This is a genomic window from Thalassospira sp. UBA1131, from assembly GCF_002311515.1.
Classification (GTDB): Bacteria; Pseudomonadota; Alphaproteobacteria; order Rhodospirillales; family Thalassospiraceae; genus Thalassospira.
Genome location: NZ_DCAO01000036.1, coordinates 43,829 through 62,246, shown reverse-complemented (window position 1 = coordinate 62,246; position 18,418 = coordinate 43,829). Strand labels below are relative to the sequence as shown.

Genomic DNA, 18,418 nt, shown 5'->3' with positions numbered 1-18,418 from the left:
CCGTCAAAATCGGTCAGCGGCACAAGGGTGGTGGTGTTCTGGCCGGGATAAAGGCTGATACCTTCGGGGTCACGGTTGGCATCAATCACATACCGATGGAATGTCGCACGCACGGTCGTCACACCATCGAGCAACCCGTGATAAAGGGTATGAATATGCCAGTCCGTATCGGCCAGTTCACGGCCACGATCATTCAGTTTCGCGGCAATGTCATCGGGCACATAAGTACCAGTATGGGGCAGTCCCAGGACAATGGGGCCATCACCGCGATGGATTTCCACTGGGGTCATCTCAATCAAGCTCCTGATTGATGGGATAGGTTTTCATAAATGCCCGTATCGCATCGAAATCTTCCTGCATCGGACGATCATCGAGATAGGGCGGAATTGACTTTCTAATGGCGCGATAGATGTCACCGGTCCTTTCGGCAATATCCAGTGCTTCGGGACGTAGATCGTAGGCTTGGGCTGCTGCCAAAAGCTCAATCCCGATTACTGTCTCAAGGTTTTCAAGAATGGACAGGGCCTTGAATGCCGAAGGCGTTGCATGCGTCAGCATGTCCTCTTGCAGAGCTGACGTAACGCCGCCATCCAAACTGGCCGGTGCCGCAAGCCGTCTGTTCTCGGATACCAGCGAAACGGCTGTATATTGCGCAATCATATAGCCAGAACACACACCGCTTTCCGGCACAAGAAAGGCCGATAAGCCACTCACCATCGGATTAACCAGCCGATCAATCCTGCGTTCAGAAATCGATGCCATCTCCGCCGCTGCAATTCCAAAGCTGTCAGTGGCCAATGCCAAAGAAGCCCCTACAGCATGCGCTTGGGAATGAACTTCGGGTGTTTCCGGCGTTCCCGAAACAGTGGGGTTATCCGTGACGCTCTCAAGCTCGCGGTTAAGCGTTTCGGCCACCTGAACAAACATGTCACGTGCTGCCCCATGGACATGGGGCACTGCCCGAATACTCAGCGGGTCTTGCGTGCGCTTACCCTTTGCGGCTGAAAGCATAGGGCTGCTTTTCAGACAAGATCGCAGTGTTCTGCCGACCTTTTGCAATCCGTCAGACTTACGCAAATGTAACGGAGGCCCGGAAAAGGCTGAAATCTGACAGCCGAGATTTTCCGCACTCATTGCGGCGGCCATATCGGCCCAGTCCTGCAATGCCGCCATCCTTGTAAGCGCGACACAGGAAAGACCGGTCGCACACGGCGTCCCATTTACCAGGCTCAGTCCCTCTTTCGCCTGCAACTGTAACGGTGAAATTCCGACCTGTTCACATGCCTTGGTGCCGCTGATACGGACGCCATCCTTGACGGCAAAACCGTGCCCGATCAGCACTAGCCCGATATGGGCTGCATGCGTCAGATAACCAACCGAACCACGCCCCGGCACAACCGGGATACAATCATGATTAAGAAGCGCGATCAGAGCCTTTACAATTTCAAGACGCACACCAGATGCACCATGCGCAAAGTTATTGATCTGGGCTGTCATAATTGCGCGTGTTTCTTCCACGCCAAGTGGCTCACCCACGCCACATGCGTGGCTCATCAATATGTTGTGTGAAAGGGCGCTTTGCTTGGTTTTGTCAATGACCACGTCGCACAGTGCACCGACACCGGTATTGATGCCATATCCCTTGATCTCTTGTTCGATCAGGGCGTCAACGATCTTTCGGCCATGACTAATCCGCTCAGTGGCCTCAGGGGACAGTTCCAGGCGTGCTCCTTGTGCGACATGTGAGACTTCCTGCCATGTCAGTGGTTTTGACAAAGTGACGGTTTTCGTCATTCTGCAATAACTCCAACCGGCCGACGTTCGACAAAGCGTGCAACATAGTCGTTTGCGGGGTTTTTCAGGATTTCGGCCGGTTTCCCGACCTGCACCAGTTCCCCGTCTTTCAGGATCGCAATTTCAGAGCCAATACGCAGTGCTTCTTCCAGATCATGCGTGATGAATATGATGGTCTTGGACAGTTTGGTTTGCAGTTCCAAAAGCTGATCCTGCATCTCGGCACGAATTAATGGATCAAGTGCACTGAATGCCTCATCCATCAGGATCACGTCGGTATCTGCCGCAAGGGCGCGCGCCAGACCAACACGCTGCCGCATGCCGCCTGATAGTTCGTGCGGATACTTGTTTTCGTATCCCGACAAATTGACCGCATCGATCCATTGCTGACCGATTTCACGCGCCTTCTGACGGGACGTTCCGCGAACGCGCTGACCGTAAATGACATTCTGCAAAACAGTGCGATGGGGCATCAGTGCGAAACTCTGGAACACCATACTGATGTGGTGCGTCCGAAAGTCGCGCAATGCTTTAGGTGACAGGTCCAGAATATTCTGCCCGTCAAAAAGCACTTCACCACTTGTCGGTTCAATCAGTCGATTAAGGTGGCGCACCAGTGTCGACTTGCCCGACCCGGACAGTCCCATAATGACAAAAATCTTGCCGGGCTCGATTGTCATGCTGATATTGTTCAACCCGACACTGCATCCCGACAGACTCAGGACTTCGTCCTTGCCCATGCCCTGACGCGCCAGTTCAAGACCCTTGCTTTCCTGATGTCCGAAAATCTTGAAGACGTTGCGGATTTCAATTTTACCCATTGCTGACGCCTCCGGCCCGGGGTTTGCCAAAACCTTGTGTAATCCGGTCAAGAAGCACAGCAAGGATAACGATACCAATTCCTGCTTCCAGTCCTTTGCCGACATCAAGCGTCTGAATGCCATTCAGAACCTGCTCGCCCAGACCACGTGCGCCAATCATTGACGCCACGACAACCATCGACAAGGCCATCATGATGGTCTGGTTCAGGCCGGCCATGATGGTTGGTGTCGCCAATGGCAACTCGACACCAAACAGAATACGTATCGGACTTCCGCCAAATGCGGTCGCGGCTTCGATGACTTCTTTGTCGACCTGCCGAATGCCAAGATCTGTCAGGCGGATAAGCGGGGGAACAGCATAAATAATCGTCGCCAGAATGGCCGGGACTTTCCCCAAACCAAACAGCATCAGTGCCGGGATCAGATAAACAAAGCTCGGCATCGTTTGCATGATGTCGAGTATTGGCAAAATGATACCGCGCACCAGCCGGTTTTTGGCGGCCAGAATACCAACTGGAACGCCAATCAGGACCGATACAATGGTTGCCATGAGCATGAGCGCAAGTGTCTGCATGGTCAGGTCCCACAAACCCAGAATCCCGACCAAGAACAGTAACGCGCCGACTGCAATCGTCAGTGTAATACGCCGCGAGCTGTACCAAGCACCCACCATGAAGATGACAATAACGCCCCACCAAGGAAGGCCGCGCAGCGCCGCCTCGATCAGCAGAACCGATTGAAGCAACGCATTTGATATCGCCTTGAAAATCCAGCCGTAATTGATGACCAGCATCTCAATGAAATCGTTGACCGGCCCGCGGATGGAATAATGAAGATTTTCGGGAAACATCGAAGAAAAATCCTTTAAACGCGTCTCTTTGACCGCAAATCGCAAAAGACCGGTTTCCCGACTGCCAAATCAGCCGGGAAACCATCATGTGATCGCGTTACTTCAGGCTTTCTTCGATTTTCGCCCGCGCCTCGTCAGTCACCCAATCGCCCCATACATCCTTTTTGGATTTCAGGAACTCGATGGCGGCTGCGTCGGCGTCGACTTCATTGTCCGACATGAAGGCAAGGCTTCCATTCACGTCTTCAAGCGGGAAGGTCGCCTTTTCCAGAATGGAAATGATTTCAGGTGCTTCCTCGGCAAAAGTGCTGTTTACGCCATAGGCGACATCAACACTCGGAAATGCGCAGCCTTCTTCGCGCTTGCCATCGGATTTGGAAAGCTCTTCCCAGCAGGCATCGCTATAGGCTGGTTCATCGAGCTGGATCAGATCGAATTTGCCCATCATTGCCGTCGGCGACCAGTAATAGAACAGAAGCGGTTCACCCTGCAGATAGGCCGACTTGATCGACGCATCGAGCGCGGTACCCGTGCCGGGGCGGAAGTTCACATAGCTCTCATCGAGGCCATAGGCTTCCAGCTTGGCAGAACTGATCCCCTCGCAGGTCCAACCTGACGGGCAATTCAGGAAGCGGCCCTTGGACGGTTCCTCCGGATCAGTGAACAGCTCTACAATCTTCGGATCAGAAAGCTGTGACACTGATTTCAGGTCTGGTGCCATCGGCTCGATACCGCGCTTTTCATCTCCGTTCACGACGTAATCGGGCACGAACCAACCTTCGCTGGCCCCGACAAAGGTTGCGCCGATGGCCTTGACCTTGCCCTGATCAACCGCCTTGTTCCAGATATCACTACGGCCAAGCCACTCTTCTGCGAAAATCTGGATGTCATTGTTGGCCGTTGCTTGCTCCAGCGTGATGGAGTTGCCCGGAATGGCATCAGTCTGGCAGTCATAACCTTCTTCCAGAATCTTCCTCATCACCTCGGTGATGAAGGCACCACTTTCCCAACTAATACCCGCAAACTTTACGGTATTTCCATCACTGCAATAAGATGCGCTTGCACCGGTTGTTGAAGCACCCAGCATCAGGATCGCCGCAACACCCGCTAATTGAATACGTTTGAAAGACATAGTCGCCCCTTCTGATAAAAATGCATTCTGCATTTGTTTAGGTCTGATCCGTAGCGCGGACCGCCCCTTCCCTTTATGTCCGGATTTTTTTCCGGTTTTTGCCACGTCTGCCATTGGCATTTGTGACGGTTTTACCGCCATCTTCTGTGCGATGATGGACGGTTATTGATACTCAGTCAGCGCTCCGCGCCGACGACAAAGCCCGAAAGCTTGGCGGCGTTTACAAGCGTGCCGCCAGTGACAAGTTCGGCGGCCTTCGCCAGATCCGGCGCCATGTAACGGTCTTCCTTGACGGTCGGGATGTAGGCACGAACAGATTTCAGAACATTGAGCAGCCCCGGGCTGGTCTTAAGCGGGGCACGGAATTCAACACCCTGTGCCGCACAGATCAGCTCGACCCCAAGGATGTAGGAAAGGTTGGCATTCATCCGGGCCAGGCGGCGTGCGCCGTGGGCCGCCATCGACACGTGGTCTTCCTGATTGGCACTGGTCGGTGTGCTATCGGTCGAACACGGATTGGCCAGATGCTTGTTTTCACTCATCAGGGCTGCGGTCGTGACCTCGGCAATCATCAGACCAGAATTCAGGCCCGGCTCCGGCGTTAGGAACGGCGGCAAATCATGTGACAGGGTAGGATCGACCATCAATGCAACCCGGCGCTGTGCAATCGCCCCGATCTCGGCAACGGCAAGGGCGATCTGATCGGCGGCAAAGGCGACCGGCTCGGCATGGAAGTTACCGCCCGAAACAATGCGGCCGTCTTCTTTCAGAACCAGCGGGTTGTCGGTGACGGCATTGGCTTCGATCTCAAGCGTCTGACCGGCAAAGCGCAGCAAATCCATCGCCGCCCCGGTGACTTGCGGCTGGCAGCGGATGCAATAGGGGTCCTGAACACGGGTATCGCCTTCGCGGTGGCTTTCGCGGATTTCCGATCCGGTCATCAGATCGCGCATCGCACGCGCGACATTGATCTGGCCCGGATGACCGCGAAGGGTATGGATTTCATCGACCAGCGGCGCGGTCGATCCCATGATGGCATCGGTCGAAAGCGACGATGTCACAATTGAACTTGCCGCATTGCGCCATGCTGAAAACAGCCCGACCAGTGCGCAGGCGGTTGAAAACTGCGTGCCGTTAATCAGCGCCAGGCCCTCTTTCGGGCCCAGCACCACCGGTGTCAGGCTAGCCTTGGCAAGTGCCTCGCCACCTGGCAGGGTCGCACCGTCATATATGGCTTCGCCCGCACCGATCATGACGGCTGCCATATGCGCCAGCGGGGCCAGATCGCCCGATGCGCCGACAGATCCTTGCGACGGGACGACGGGGGTCACACCCTTGGCCAGCATGCCTTCGATCAGTTCGATCAAATCCCAACGCACACCTGATGCACCGCGCCCAAGCGACAGCAATTTCAACGCCATCATCAAACGGGTGGTCGCGGTATCAAGCGGATCACCCACGCCACAGCAATGGCTGAGGATCAGGTTGCGTTGCAGGGTTTCGGTATCTTCCGGGGCAATCTTGACAGAGGCCAGTTTGCCAAAGCCGGTATTGACGCCGTATACCGCATCGCTGCCGTCGGCGGCCTTACGGACCATTGCGTGCGCCGCTTCAACACCGTCACGGGCCGATGGGTCGAGTTTGACTGCGACCTGATCACGCCAGATGCGTTCAAGCTCTGCCAGTTTGACCGAAGCGGGGATAAGGGTGACAGTCATAATCTATCCTTAAGGTCACATGTTGATGCGGTGGCGCGGTTATCTTTGGGCTCAGGCGGCGGTGCTTTCACCGCCAACAATGCGTTCGAACAGCGGGTTAAACCCGATGCGGTATGCAAGCTCGGCCGGGTGTTTGGCATTCCAGATGGCAAGGTCCGCCCGCAGGCCTACTTTGATCCGCCCGGTATCAGAAAGGCCAAGGGCGCGTGCGGCATGGGCAGTCGCGCCAACAAGTGCCTCTTCGGGTGTCAGGCGGAACAGCGTGCAGGACATATTCATGGTCAAAAGGATCGATGCCAGCGGCGATGAGCCGGGATTGCAATCGGTCGCAATTGCCATCGGCACACCATGCTTGCGGAAAGCGTCAATCGGCGGCAACTGGGTTTCATGCAGGGTATAAAACGCACCGGGCAGAAGCACTGCGACGGAGCCTGCCTTGGCCATGGCCATCGCGTCTTCTTCGGTGGCGTATTCAATATGATCGACCGACATCGCCCCATATTCGGCGGCCAGTTTGGTGCCGCCGATGTTCGATAGCTGTTCGGCATGGAGTTTGACCGGAATGCCAAGCTCGCGGGCAACGTCAAACACGCGTTTGATCTGATCGGTGTTAAAGGCAATGCCTTCGCAGAACCCGTCAACCGCATCAACCAGACCTTCGGCGTGGGCGGCCTTCAGGGTCGGAATGCAGACCTCATCAATGTACCCATCCGGATTGTCTTTATATTCGACCGGCACCGCATGCGCGCCAAGGAAGGTGGTCTTGATCCGCACATTGCGATGATCGGCAATCATGCGGGCTGCGCGCAGCATATTAAGTTCGGTCTCGCGATCAAGGCCGTAACCCGACTTGACCTCGATCACCGACACACTCTCTGCCAGCAGCGCATCCACGCGCGGCAGGGCGGATGTCAAAAGATCCTCAATTGATGCTTCGCGGGTTGCTTTAACCGTGGAAACAATGCCGCCGCCAGCACGCGCAACTTCTTCATAACTTGCACCCTTCAGGCGCATCTCAAACTCAACCGCGCGGTCGCCGCCATGGACAACATGGGTGTGGCAATCAATCAGGGCCGGGGTGATCAGGCGACCTTCAAGGTCACGCACTGGACCGTCAAGATATTCGGCCGGGATGGCGTCATCCGCGCCGACCCAATCGATCAGGCCGTCCTTGATGGCAATCGCGCCGCACTCGATCAGGCCATAACTGTCCTGAACCTCAATCGTGACGATTTTTGCGTTTCGAAGCAGCATCGCGAAGCATCACCCCTTGATAAGTTTGTTATTAAAGATAATATGTACGTACATATTATTTCTGTCAAGACGGGTAGAGGCAATGAAGGTTCTTTGGGCAAATCAGGCACTTACGACATCAGGCTGGCAGCGCAATGTCCGGATCGAGATTGATGAGAATGGCAGAATTGCTGCGATTCAGGCCGATTCTGCTGCGCCATCCGATGCCACCAGCAAAACCGATATCCTTCTTCCGGCGATTTCAAACCTGCATAGCCACGCGTTTCAGCGCTCCATGGCGGGCCTGACCGAACGGCGCGGGCCAGATCCGCGCGATACCTTCTGGACCTGGCGGCAATTGATGTTCCGCTTCCTTGATCAGTTGACCCCGGACCATGTCGAGGCGATCGCGGCCTTCGTTCAGATGGAAATGCTGGAAGCCGGGTATGCCAACAATACAGAGTTCCATTACCTGCATCACCGACCCGGTGGACATTTGTATGACAATATCGCCGAGATGGCCGAACGTATTGCGGCGGCCACCGAAATCACCGGCATCGGCCTGACGCTTCTGCCAGTGCATTATCAATATGGCGGCTGTGACAAGCGCCCGCTCGGTCCCGGTCAGATCCGTTTTGGCAATGATCCCGACCAGTTTGTCAAATTGTATGAGGAATCCGTTCGCGCGATCAAAAACCTTCCCGCGGATACGGTGATGGGTGTTGCGCCGCATTCCCTGCGTGCCGTTGGCCGAGAAGACCTGCTTGCGACCAGTCTTTTATCCAAGGACGGACCGATCCACATGCATCTGGCCGAACAACTGGCCGAGGTGGATGAAGTGCGCGAAAGCTGGGGCAAGCGCCCGACCGAATGGCTGCTTGAAAATGCCGATGTGAATGCGAACTGGTGTTTGATCCACTGCACCCAGATGGAAGAACACGAAACACTTGAGCTGGCCAAAACCGGGGCTGTGGCGGGTCTCTGCCCGATCACCGAAAGCAGTCTGGGCGATGGTATCTTTGATGGCGTGCGCTATATGAATGCCGGTGGCGTGATTGGTGTGGGGTCGGATTCCAATATTCGTATTTCGCTCTCGGAAGAATTGCGCAACCTGGAATACAGCCAGCGCCTGCGTGATAACTCCCGCGCGGCTTTGGCGACCGAACAAAAATCGACCGCGCGTCGCATCTATGACGCGGCCGCCAAGGGCGGCGCACAGGCCGCCGGACGCGATTCAGGCCGGATTGAGGTAGGTGTACTGGCCGATTTGATGGCGCTGGATGGTTCGGCGGTTGACCTGATCGGCCGGACAGGCGATACGATCCTCGATACATATATCTTTGCCGGAGATGATCGCATGGTGCGTGATGTCTGGTCGGCCGGTCGCCATGTTGTGACCGAGGGCCGCCACATTGCCCATGACGCAATCACCGGCCGGTATCGCAAAGTGATGGAACAACTCAAGGAAGCAGTGTGAACAGCCTGGAACAGCAAAGCTGGCAATCCGTCCATGACGAGGTTTTGCGCCGCATTCATACCCGTGAGTGGAAACCCGGCGACCTGATCCCCAAGGAAGTCGAACTTGCCGAGCAACTTGGCTGTGCGCGCGCCACGGTGAACCGTGCGCTGCGCGAACTGGCATCCGAAGGGTTCCTGGATCGCAGGCGCAAGGCGGGTACGCGGGTCGCTGCCCACCCGGTGCGGCGCGCCAAGCTTGATATTCCGGTCATCAGGCTTGAGATCGAAGGGCGCGGACAGAAATATGCCTATGCCCTGCTGTTTAGCGAACGGCGCACCCCGCCGCCGGAAATTTGTGCCAATCTGGGCGTCACGGCCGAAAGCGACATGCTGCATATCACCTCGCTTCATCTGGCCGATGGCAAGCCGTTCATGTTTGAAGATCGCTGGGTGTCGATTGCCGCAACGCCGACAATCCTCGATGCCGATCTTGAAAAAATCAGCGCCAATGAATGGCTGGTTTTGCATGCGCCCTACACGCGCGGCGACATCTATTTCTCCGCCGTCAACGCCAGCGAGGCAGAGGCCAAGGTGCTGCGCACCGAGCCGGGCACATCGCTTTTCCTGATGGAACGTACCACCTGGGAAAACCAGACCGGCATCACATCGGCCCGGCTTCTGTTTGTGCCGGGCTATCGCAAGCATTCTGCGATCTGAGTTTCCCTATACAATCAAAGTTTCGCTTCTCAAGGCTCTATGACCCGGATCGGCTTGCCGCTGTGCCAGGCCAAAATGGCCTCGACCGTCTGGCCGTAAAACACGTTCCAGGTGTTGCGGGTGACATAGCCAAGATGCGGGCTTAGCAACAGGCCATCACAATGGCGCAGCGGATGCGATACGGGCAGCGGTTCGTGGTCGTAGACATCGAGTGCCGCACCGGCAATCTCGCCGCTGTTGAGCGCGTCAATCAAGGCAGTATCATCAACGATCGGGCCGCGTGATGTGTTGATCAGATAGGCGGTTGGCTTCATCTGTTTGAGCTCATTCGTGCCAATCAGTTCATGGGTGCGATCAGACAGGCGTTGATGGATGGTGACGAAATCCGACGCGCGCAGCAGGTCTTCCTTGGTTGCCATATGGGTCACGCCAAGTTCGTCGCAGCGCTCCTGCGTCAGGTTGGCACTCCAGGCACAGACATTCATGTCAAAGGCCTGCGCCATTTTCGCGACCTTTGCGCCCAACCGTCCAAGTCCGATAATCCCCAAGGTCGATCCTGCAAGATCCTGACCGAGCCCGACTTGCCAGCCGCCGGCGCGCATCGATGCGTTTTCCGCAATGAGATTGCGGGCCAATGCCAGCATCAGGGCAAAGGTCAGTTCGGGCGTTGCCGTCGATGGGGATTCTGTGCCGCAAACCGTGATGCCCAGTTCACTTGCGGTTGCGACATCAATGGCGTCATTGCGTTTGCCGGTGGTCACGATCAGCCGGAGGTTCGGAAGCGCGCGCAAAATGTCACCCGTAAGAGCTGTGCGTTCACGCATGACACACAGGACGTCAAATGGCTCAAGGCGGCTGATCAGATCGCCTGTATTGCAAACATGATCGTCAAATACGGTGATCTCGCCGTGATTTTGGACCTCTGTCCAGTCGGCCGACTGCAGGGCGATGTTCTGATAGTCATCAAGAATGGCAATACGCATCTGGGCTGTGTTTCCAATGGGTCAGGGCAGGTGTTCTGTCGCGTCAGTCTGCGATATGAAGGGCAAGAAATTCGGCTGTGCGGGCATGCGCAACTTCGGCGGCCGCTTCGACATAGGCGGACGGACGTGCTTCGTTGGCAAAGGCATGACCGGCTTCATACATATGTACTTCCATGCCGGGCAAAGCCGCCTTGGCGTCTTCGATCATCTCAATCGGGACGTGACCATCTGACAATCCGAAATGTGCCAGAAATGGCGTGTGCAGCGGCTTATCAAGATATTGGTCGATACGCGTGCCATAAAATGAAACACCTGCCGCGATATCAAGACATTGGGCGCTGCGCAGTGCCAACCCGCCGCCCCAGCAAAAACCGATCACGCCAACCTTGCCGCCCTCGGCAGACAGGGCGCGGGCGGCAGCATCGATGTCGGTCAGGGTGTTTGAAAGCTCGGACGCCATCATCAGCGCACGTGCGCGATCAAAATCGTTGAAGTCCACAACCGCACCACGCTCCACCCGGTCAAACAGGGCAGGGATGGCGACCTCATAGCCAAGGGCTGCATATTTGCGCGCAACCCCCTTGAGCTGTTCGGTGAGCCCAAAAATTTCCTGCAGGATTACAATCGCGCCGCGTCTTGTACCAACGGGTGGCTCAAACCAGCAATCGAGTTTATGCCCGTCGGCTGCGGGAAGGGTCTCCATCATGTCCTGTCGTTTCCTTTCTCGACGCAGTGGTCTTTTCGGTGATGATATCGAATTACCGGGCGAGAACAATCATCATGGTCACTGCGGATAATGTATCCTCAATTGGCTTGCCCTTTGGGATCATGATGTGACATCACTAAGGTATGAGGAATAAATCGTTCTTTTTGCAGGACTTGGCTTGTGCAGGACCCAGAAAGAACCCGCGTGACGATATCAGGAGAGAGAATTCATGAAGCTTTTGCGCTATGGCCCGGTCGGGGCGGAAAAACCGGGGCTTTGTGATGCGGATGGCGTAATCCGCGATCTTTCCAGCGTGATTGATGATCTTGATCCGACCACGATTTCCGATGAAACCTTTGCACGTATTGCCGCACTTGACCCGGAAAGCCTGCCTGTCGTGTCAGGTGATCCGCGCATTGGCGCCTGCGTCGGGCGGCCCGGCAAGTTTATCTGCATCGGTTTGAACTATTCTGACCATGCGCAAGAAGCCGGTATGGAACTGCCGCCAGAACCGATCATTTTCCTTAAGGCAACCTCGGCGGTTTGTGGTCCGAATGACACGATTGAAATTCCGCGTGGCTCGACCAAAACCGATTGGGAAGTCGAACTGGGCGTGGTGATCGGCAAGCACACCAAATATGTCGACGAGGCCGATGCACTTGATCATGTCGCAGGTTACTGCTTGATCAATGACGTTTCCGAGCGCGCGTTTCAGCTTGAACATTCAGGGCAATGGGTGAAGGGCAAAAGTGCCGATACCTTCGGCCCGATTGGTCCGTGGCTTGTCACCCGCGATCAGATTGCCGATCCACAAAACCTTTCCATGTGGCTCGATGTGAATGGCAAGCGTTATCAGAACGGCAGTACGAAAACCATGGCCTATGGTGTTGCATTCGTGGTCAGCTATCTGTCGCGTTTCATGAGCCTGCAACCCGGTGACATTATCTCGACCGGCACCCCGCCGGGTGTGGGTATGGGGCAAAACCCGCCGGTGTACCTCAAACCCGGTGACGTGATGGAACTGGGAATCGATGGCTTGGGCGCGCAGCGTCAGGAAGTCGTTCAGGGCTAAGCTGGGAATAGGCTGCGATAAGCGGTAGGCGGGATAGTTATCACATCTGCAGCTCACATGAATGTGAACTGCAGATCTAAGCCTCTATAAAAGTCTTTGTTTTATGTGCCACCTACCTGTTTTCATTGGCCTGAGAATAAAAAATCAAAAATTAGTGGGCATGGACTTGCATCTTGCCCAATTCAGGACATTTTTGTCAGAACAAAGTGCATTGACGTTGTTAAGCAATCTGCGATAAGTGACTTTAGGTCATTGTTGTTCAGTGCTTAAGCAATGTGAAATGCTTGTCCAAGGGGTATGGGGATACCGTGCGCATGAAGCGCCCTTACAGGATTGGTGATGCACATGTCTAATCTGGCGATCAAAGTGAACGAGTCTTGGCCGGTTTCGGTCAATCCGATGGATGTTTCAGTTGATGAGGCTGGCCCTGTGTCTCGGACTTCAAAGGCACAGGATGGTGTCGGTAGCTTTGCGTTTGCAGATATCTATTTGCGCGGCGCGCCTTGCTTTCTCAAGGGGATGATGCTGCAAGCCCGTGGCGAAGACGTCAAGGGAACCCTGCGCAAACCCGATGCTGGTGTTCTGGCATTTGAAAATGGTGCGTGCGAGCTGACAGCGACGCCGCTGTTTCTGACAGTTGCGATGTCTGCGGCCGATGAAAACAGCCTTGCGGACATGCAGGCTTATTTCGAAGACAAGCTGCGGACCCTGTCGCCGCAGACCAAGATCGAAATTGACAGGCGAAATAAATGACCGATCGTCACTTCTTTGTGATCAAAAAGCCCGTTCAGTATTGAACGGGCTTTTGTTTTGTTTGCCTGGTCGCAACGGGTATGTGATCGCGATCCGCTGTGCGCATTCAGGCCGGTGCCGTTGACGGCAATTGTGTGTTCTCAGCTCATGATAAACCGATCACGAGCCCCGCGCACGACGCGCGTTATATGATCGACAATGGCTGCGACACTTCGCGTATCCTTGGTGTCCGGGTGTTGGAGCATCCAGTAATTGCGGGTGAAACGGATTTCAGGCAGCAGGCGAACGAGGTCGGGGATGCCTTCGGTGGCATAGTCATGCAGGATGCCGATGCCGTATCCGTTGCGCACGGCCTCCATCTGGGCCACCACGCTGCCGCATTCAAATCGGCGTTTCATCAGCTTGCCAAGGCGGGCAGCGTAATCAAGCGCGCGGCTGTAAATCAGGTCTTCGATATGGGTGACAAACAGGCGGTCTGTCAGATCGGCCTCGGTTTTGACCGCACCAAAACGTTCGATGTAGGATTTGCTGGCATAGACACTGAGCGTATAGTCGGTGAGTTTGCTGATCACCAGGCGCCCTTGCTTGGGTCGATCCAGCGTGATGGCGATATCGGCTTCGCGTTGCGATAGCGAGAATGTGCGTGGGAGCGGGACAAGCTGGATCACAAGATCCGGGTGGTTTGACGCAAAGTGAGCCAACTCACTTGCCAGAAAATAGTTGCCCAATCCATCGGGGACGCCGACGCGAACCGTGCCGCTGATCAGCTCTGACTGGTTGGAAACGGCGGTGCCAGCCCGCAAGAAAGCCGACTCTGCGGCCTCTGCTGCCTGCATCAATTCCCGTCCCGCCGGGGTCAGGTCCGATCCGGTGGTGCGTCGTTCAATCAGTTTGGTGCCAAGTTCCTGCTCAAGCGCGGTCAGTTGGCGGCCCACCGTTGCGTGGTTCAGGCCGAGCTGCCGGGCAGCGGCAAGGATCTGACCTTGGCGGGCAACAGCCAGAAAGATGCGGAAGCGATCCCAATCCATAATGGGTGTGATCCTGTCATGACTTTAATTTTTGCACATCGAATTTGCGGAAATGATAATTGATGTGCATCCCTGTGCATAGCCATAATAGATGCAGGATATTAAGGGGGAAGACCCCCACTTATATTAAGATCGTCCCACTGATCATCAGGTTTATCGGGAGAAACCCAATGGCAACCCAACTTACCCATTACATTAACGGCAAACGCGTTGCCGGTAACTCCGGCCGTTCGGCACCGGTTTTCAATCCGGCAACAGGCGCACAGAGTGCAACGGTTGATCTGGCATCCAAGGCCGAGGTCCGTGCCGCTGTTGAATCCGCGTCCGCCGTTGCCGCCGAATGGGCCGCAACCACGCCGCTGCGCCGCGCACGTATCCTCAACAAGTTCCTCGGTATCCTCGAAGAGCGTTCCGAAGAACTCGCAGCCGCGATTACGGCCGAGCATGGCAAGGTTCTGTCCGATGCGCTGGGCGAAGTCACCCGCGGGATCGAGGTTGTTGAGTTTGCCACCGGCGCGCCGCAGCTGCTGAAAGGTGAGTTCACCGAAAATGTCGGCACCAAGGTTGATAGCCATTCCATCCGTCAGCCGCTTGGTATCGTTGCCGGTATCACACCGTTCAACTTCCCGGCCATGGTGCCGATGTGGATGTTCCCGGTCGCCCTTGCCTGCGGTAACTGCTTTATCCTCAAGCCGTCAGAGCGTGATCCGTCCGCGTCCCTTCTGCTGGCCGAATGGCTGACCGAAGCGGGTCTTCCGGATGGTGTGTTCAACGTTGTTCAGGGTGACAAGGAAGCGGTGGATGCGCTTCTGTTTGATCCGGATGTTTCGGCAATCAGCTTTGTCGGCTCGACCCCGATTGCCAAATACATCTATGAAACCGCAACCGCGCAGGGCAAGCGTTGCCAGGCCCTTGGTGGTGCGAAAAACCACATGATCATCATGCCCGATGCCGACATGGATCAGGCGGTTGATGCCCTGATGGGGGCTGCTTACGGATCGGCTGGCGAGCGTTGCATGGCCATCTCGGTTGCCGTTCCGGTCGGCAAGGAAACCGCCGATACCCTGATCGAAAAACTGGTTCCGCGCATTAATGAACTGCGCGTGGCACCGGGTATTGATCCGGCGGCCGAAATGGGCCCGCTGGTAACCGCAGCCCACCGTGACAAGGTTGTCGGCTATATCAACAAGGGTGTCGAAGAAGGTGCCAAGCTGGTGGTCGACGGCCGCGACATCAAACTTCAGGGCTATGAAGACGGCTACTTCGTCGGTGGTACCCTGTTTGATGACGTCACCCCGGATATGAGCATCTACAAGGAAGAGATCTTTGGCCCGGTTCTGTCGGTTGTACGTACCGATGACTTCGAAACCGCTGCCAACCTTGTTGATGACCACGAATATGGCAATGGCACCGCGATCTTCACCCGCGATGGCGACACCGCCCGTGAATTTGCCGCACGTACCCAGACCGGTATGGTTGGCATCAACGTGCCGATCCCGGTCCCGATGGCCTTCCATTCGTTTGGTGGCTGGAAAGCATCGCTGTTTGGTGACCATCACATGCATGGCCCGGAAGGTGTGCGGTTCTATACCAAGCTTAAAACTATCACCACGCGCTGGCCGACCGGCATTCGCAAGGGTGCTGAGTTCGTCATGCCGACCATGAAATAAGTATTGCGATCATCACAATACCAAAGGGCGCGCAAGTATTGCTTTGCGCGCCCTTTTTGTGTCTGAAGGAATTTGTATTAGCTGCCAAAGGATGCCGGTTTGGCGGGCTTGATGGCCTCCATGATGGTGCCGGGGATGAAAACGCGGAAGGTTGCCCCGCGTCCCGCAGGGCTTTCGGCCCATATCTTGCCCTGACAATGTTCGACAACATGCTTGGCAATCGCAAGGCCAAGGCCAGAGCCGGATGGTTTGGGTTTGTCATCAGCGTATTTGCCGCCGCGCGAAAACTTGTCAAAGATGATTTCAAGCTCGTTCGGGGCAACGCCCTTGCCGTTATCGGTGATCGAAACCAGATAGCCGCCATCCATGGCTTCCCCGCGCACCGATACTTCGGGATGATCGGGGGCGGAAAATTTGGCGGCGTTCGACAGCAGGTTGATGAAGACCTGCGTCAGGCGATCACGGTCAACATGCAACAAAGCCGAATTGCGCGAATATTCCTTGGTTAGAACAACACCCTTGGCATCAAACAGGCCTTTGACCGCATCGATGCTTTCATCAAGCACCGTGCGCGGATCGACTTCGACCGCGCGCCAGTCGGAATGACCGGCTTCAAGGCGCGCAAGGTCGAGATGGTCGTCAATCAGGCGGGTCAGGCGTTCGCTTTCGCGGACAATGATTTCAAGGAAGTGATCGGCCTGTTTCGGGTCCAGGTTCGGGGAGTCGACCAGAATTTCTGAAAACGACCGGATCGAGGTCAGTGGCGTTCTGAATTCATGGCTGACCATGGTCAGGAATTCATCCTTGAGCCGGTCCAGTTCCTTGAGCCGTTCGTTAGCGGCACGCAGTTCGGCGGCGGCTTTTTCAAGTTCGCGTGACTTGGTTTCAAGGCGCTGGGAATATTCGATGACGTGCGAGGTCTCTTCGAGAATCTCGAGCACTTCATCAAGGCTGACCATTTCGCCCTTGGCAACAGAGGACACCATCACCCGGGCCGATGCCGCCCCGATGGAGCCCGCCAGAAGCCGTTCGGTAAAGGCAATCATGTCGGCGTCGGCTTCACCCTTGCCGCGCCAGGATGGATCAATGCTTTGATCAAACTGACGGAACGACTGATAGGCACGATCCCGGCCCAAAAACCGTTCGACCAGTTCATAAAGATCATTGGCCGAGGCCGATGATCGCCAGATCACGGTGTCCTGCCCCTTGCGTGAAAAGGCATCGACAAACAGGGTTGCCTGAATGCGTTCAAGCGCACTTGGCTCGGTAAACAGACTGATCAACACATAGGCCGCTGTATTGAGTGAAATCGACCAGATCAGCGCGTGGGTCAGGGGTGCAAAATCCGTCAACCCAAACAGGCTTTCGGGGCGCAACCACGGATGACCAAACGCGCCATTGAGAATAAGCGACGGATCCATCCAGCCACTATCGGCAAGCGATGGCAGCAACAGGGTATAGCCCCAAACCGCAAAGCCGATGGTCAGTGCCACCTGCGCGCCGGTCCGCGTGCCACCCTTCCAGTAAAGCCCGCCAATCATGATCGGGATGAACTGGGCAATGGCGGCAAAGGAAATCAGCCCGATTTCGGCCAAGGCATCACTGGCCCCGGCGGACCGGTAATAGGCAAAGCCCATAAACACCACGACGACGATGGAGGCTCGCCGAATAAAGATCAGAAGCCCGGTCAGATCATCGCGTTCGGTCAGACGCAGGGGGCGAATACGCAAAAGTGCTGGCACAATCAGGTCGTTACACACCATGGTCGAAAGCGCGATGGTCGCAACAATCACCATGCTGGTGCTGGCCGACAGTCCGCCGACATAGGCGAGCAACGCCAGCATCGATTGGTCTTCAAACAACGGCACGGAAATCACAAAGAAGTCCGGGTCTGACCAGACCGGAAGGGCACCAAGCCCCGCCAGTGCAATTGGCAGAACAAACAGGTTCATCGCCAGAAGATAAAGCGGAAAGGCCCAGCTTGCGGTGGCAAGGTGACGTTCATCGACATTTTCAACAATGATCACCTGAAACTGGCGCGGCAGGCACAGGATGGCTGCCATCGACAGCATCATAAGCGTCAACCAGCGCGAACTGCCCCCTTCGGGCAGCATCAGGAGCTTTGCCGTATCAGCGTTTTCGGCTGATTGGGCAAACAGATCGCCAAGCCCGTCATACATGACAAACGAGACAAAGAAGCCAACGGCCAGAAGGGCAAACAGCTTGACCAGACTTTCAAAGGCGATGGCGGCAACCATGCCTTCGTGATGTTCATCAGCATCAATGAAGCGCGTGCCAAACAGAATGCCAAACAGCGTCAGGCCAACGGCGGCCCAAAAGCCGCTATCGGAAAAGATACTGACCGTTTCGCGGACCGGTTCGACCATGCCGTATTCCCAGCCGGTCAGCACGGTGTAACTGGTGGCAATCGCCTTGAGCTGAAGCGCGATATAGGGCGTGGTGCCGATCACCGCGATCAGGGT

At 55.8% G+C, this 18,418-nt stretch carries 16 protein-coding genes; 5 read left to right on the top strand and 11 right to left on the bottom strand.

Going from position 1 to position 18,418, the window contains the following annotated elements:
• The 7 genes from B3Z49_RS05405 to hutI form a co-directional block, all read right to left on the bottom strand.
• Positions 1 to 290 (bottom strand): N-formylglutamate amidohydrolase (locus B3Z49_RS05405; RefSeq protein WP_296988689.1); only part of this gene is annotated, 290 nt, incomplete at its 3' end.
• 1 nt (position 291) lies between these two features.
• The gene (locus B3Z49_RS05400; protein ID WP_296988688.1) at positions 292 to 1,794 is read right to left on the bottom strand and encodes an HAL/PAL/TAL family ammonia-lyase; all 1,503 of its coding nucleotides are present in this window, start codon (positions 1,792 to 1,794) and stop codon (positions 292 to 294) included.
• Complete coding sequence (locus tag B3Z49_RS05395) at positions 1,791 to 2,615, bottom strand: quaternary amine ABC transporter ATP-binding protein (protein WP_296988687.1); 825 nt, start codon at positions 2,613 to 2,615, stop codon at positions 1,791 to 1,793. Before B3Z49_RS05395 ends, B3Z49_RS05400 begins: the two co-directional genes overlap by 4 nt.
• Positions 2,608 to 3,465 (bottom strand): ABC transporter permease, encoded by an 858-nt coding sequence (locus B3Z49_RS05390; protein WP_296988685.1) that lies wholly within the window; start codon positions 3,463 to 3,465, stop codon positions 2,608 to 2,610. Before B3Z49_RS05390 ends, B3Z49_RS05395 begins: the two co-directional genes overlap by 8 nt.
• A gap of 97 nt (positions 3,466 to 3,562) precedes the next feature.
• A complete protein-coding gene (locus B3Z49_RS05385) occupies positions 3,563 to 4,597 on the bottom strand; it encodes an ABC transporter substrate-binding protein (protein ID WP_296988684.1) in 1,035 nt (344 codons plus the stop codon).
• Between the two features lie 176 nt (positions 4,598 to 4,773).
• On the bottom strand, positions 4,774 to 6,315 hold the full coding sequence (gene hutH, locus B3Z49_RS05380) for a histidine ammonia-lyase (protein WP_296988683.1): 1,542 nt from the start codon (positions 6,313 to 6,315) through the stop codon (positions 4,774 to 4,776).
• A gap of 51 nt (positions 6,316 to 6,366) precedes the next feature.
• Positions 6,367 to 7,569 carry an imidazolonepropionase gene (gene hutI, locus B3Z49_RS05375; protein WP_296988682.1) on the bottom strand — a complete coding sequence of 401 codons (1,203 nt, stop codon included), beginning with the start codon at positions 7,567 to 7,569 and terminating at the stop codon, positions 6,367 to 6,369.
• Between the two features lie 82 nt (positions 7,570 to 7,651).
• Here hutI and B3Z49_RS05370 point away from each other — a divergent pair, with 82 nt between their 5' ends.
• Positions 7,652 to 9,025 carry a formimidoylglutamate deiminase gene (locus tag B3Z49_RS05370; protein WP_296988681.1) on the top strand — a complete coding sequence of 458 codons (1,374 nt, stop codon included), beginning with the start codon at positions 7,652 to 7,654 and terminating at the stop codon, positions 9,023 to 9,025.
• A complete protein-coding gene (locus B3Z49_RS05365; RefSeq protein WP_296988679.1) occupies positions 9,022 to 9,723 on the top strand; it encodes a GntR family transcriptional regulator in 702 nt (233 codons plus the stop codon). The genes B3Z49_RS05370 and B3Z49_RS05365 overlap by 4 nt, the downstream gene beginning before the upstream one ends.
• Before the next feature lie 29 nt (positions 9,724 to 9,752).
• Here B3Z49_RS05365 and B3Z49_RS05360 read toward each other — a convergent pair whose 3' ends face one another.
• Positions 9,753 to 10,706 carry a D-2-hydroxyacid dehydrogenase family protein gene (locus B3Z49_RS05360; RefSeq protein WP_296988678.1) on the bottom strand — a complete coding sequence of 318 codons (954 nt, stop codon included), beginning with the start codon at positions 10,704 to 10,706 and terminating at the stop codon, positions 9,753 to 9,755.
• Positions 10,707 to 10,749: 43 nt separating this feature from the next.
• On the bottom strand, positions 10,750 to 11,412 hold the full coding sequence (locus B3Z49_RS05355; RefSeq protein ID WP_296988676.1) for a dienelactone hydrolase family protein: 663 nt from the start codon (positions 11,410 to 11,412) through the stop codon (positions 10,750 to 10,752).
• A 229-nt stretch (positions 11,413 to 11,641) separates the two neighbouring features.
• Here B3Z49_RS05355 and B3Z49_RS05350 point away from each other — a divergent pair, with 229 nt between their 5' ends.
• Both B3Z49_RS05350 and B3Z49_RS05345 read left to right on the top strand, forming a co-directional pair.
• Positions 11,642 to 12,484 carry a fumarylacetoacetate hydrolase family protein gene (locus B3Z49_RS05350; RefSeq protein ID WP_296988675.1) on the top strand — a complete coding sequence of 281 codons (843 nt, stop codon included), beginning with the start codon at positions 11,642 to 11,644 and terminating at the stop codon, positions 12,482 to 12,484.
• A gap of 366 nt (positions 12,485 to 12,850) precedes the next feature.
• Positions 12,851 to 13,237, top strand: a complete 387-nt coding sequence (locus B3Z49_RS05345; RefSeq protein WP_296988674.1) for a hypothetical protein — start codon at positions 12,851 to 12,853, stop codon at positions 13,235 to 13,237.
• A gap of 140 nt (positions 13,238 to 13,377) precedes the next feature.
• Here B3Z49_RS05345 and B3Z49_RS05340 read toward each other — a convergent pair whose 3' ends face one another.
• Complete coding sequence (locus B3Z49_RS05340; protein ID WP_008889969.1) at positions 13,378 to 14,265, bottom strand: LysR family transcriptional regulator; 888 nt, start codon at positions 14,263 to 14,265, stop codon at positions 13,378 to 13,380.
• A gap of 170 nt (positions 14,266 to 14,435) precedes the next feature.
• Here B3Z49_RS05340 and B3Z49_RS05335 point away from each other — a divergent pair, with 170 nt between their 5' ends.
• Complete coding sequence (locus B3Z49_RS05335) at positions 14,436 to 15,935, top strand: CoA-acylating methylmalonate-semialdehyde dehydrogenase (RefSeq protein ID WP_120225637.1); 1,500 nt, start codon at positions 14,436 to 14,438, stop codon at positions 15,933 to 15,935.
• A 77-nt stretch (positions 15,936 to 16,012) separates the two neighbouring features.
• Here B3Z49_RS05335 and B3Z49_RS05330 read toward each other — a convergent pair.
• On the bottom strand, positions 16,013 to 18,418 hold a 2,406-nt coding region (locus tag B3Z49_RS05330), incomplete at its 5' end, for an ATP-binding protein (RefSeq protein ID WP_296988673.1).

Excerpts from the sequence above, each read along its gene's own strand:
- B3Z49_RS05400 (WP_296988688.1), bottom strand. The coding sequence starts at position 1,794 with ATGACGAAAACCGTCACTTTGTCAAAACCACTGACATGGCAGGAAGTC.
- B3Z49_RS05395 (WP_296988687.1), bottom strand. The coding sequence starts at position 2,615 with ATGGGTAAAATTGAAATCCGCAACGTCTTCAAGATTTTCGGACATCAG.
- B3Z49_RS05390 (WP_296988685.1), bottom strand. The coding sequence starts at position 3,465 with ATGTTTCCCGAAAATCTTCATTATTCCATCCGCGGGCCGGTCAACGAT.
- B3Z49_RS05385 (WP_296988684.1), bottom strand. The coding sequence starts at position 4,597 with ATGTCTTTCAAACGTATTCAATTAGCGGGTGTTGCGGCGATCCTGATG.
- hutH (WP_296988683.1), bottom strand. The coding sequence starts at position 6,315 with ATGACTGTCACCCTTATCCCCGCTTCGGTCAAACTGGCAGAGCTTGAA.
- hutI (WP_296988682.1), bottom strand. The coding sequence starts at position 7,569 with ATGCTGCTTCGAAACGCAAAAATCGTCACGATTGAGGTTCAGGACAGT.
- B3Z49_RS05370 (WP_296988681.1), top strand. The coding sequence starts at position 7,652 with ATGAAGGTTCTTTGGGCAAATCAGGCACTTACGACATCAGGCTGGCAG.
- B3Z49_RS05360 (WP_296988678.1), bottom strand. The coding sequence starts at position 10,706 with ATGCGTATTGCCATTCTTGATGACTATCAGAACATCGCCCTGCAGTCG.
- B3Z49_RS05355 (WP_296988676.1), bottom strand. The coding sequence starts at position 11,412 with ATGATGGAGACCCTTCCCGCAGCCGACGGGCATAAACTCGATTGCTGG.
- B3Z49_RS05350 (WP_296988675.1), top strand. The coding sequence starts at position 11,642 with ATGAAGCTTTTGCGCTATGGCCCGGTCGGGGCGGAAAAACCGGGGCTT.
- B3Z49_RS05340 (WP_008889969.1), bottom strand. The coding sequence starts at position 14,265 with ATGGATTGGGATCGCTTCCGCATCTTTCTGGCTGTTGCCCGCCAAGGT.
- B3Z49_RS05335 (WP_120225637.1), top strand. The coding sequence starts at position 14,436 with ATGGCAACCCAACTTACCCATTACATTAACGGCAAACGCGTTGCCGGT.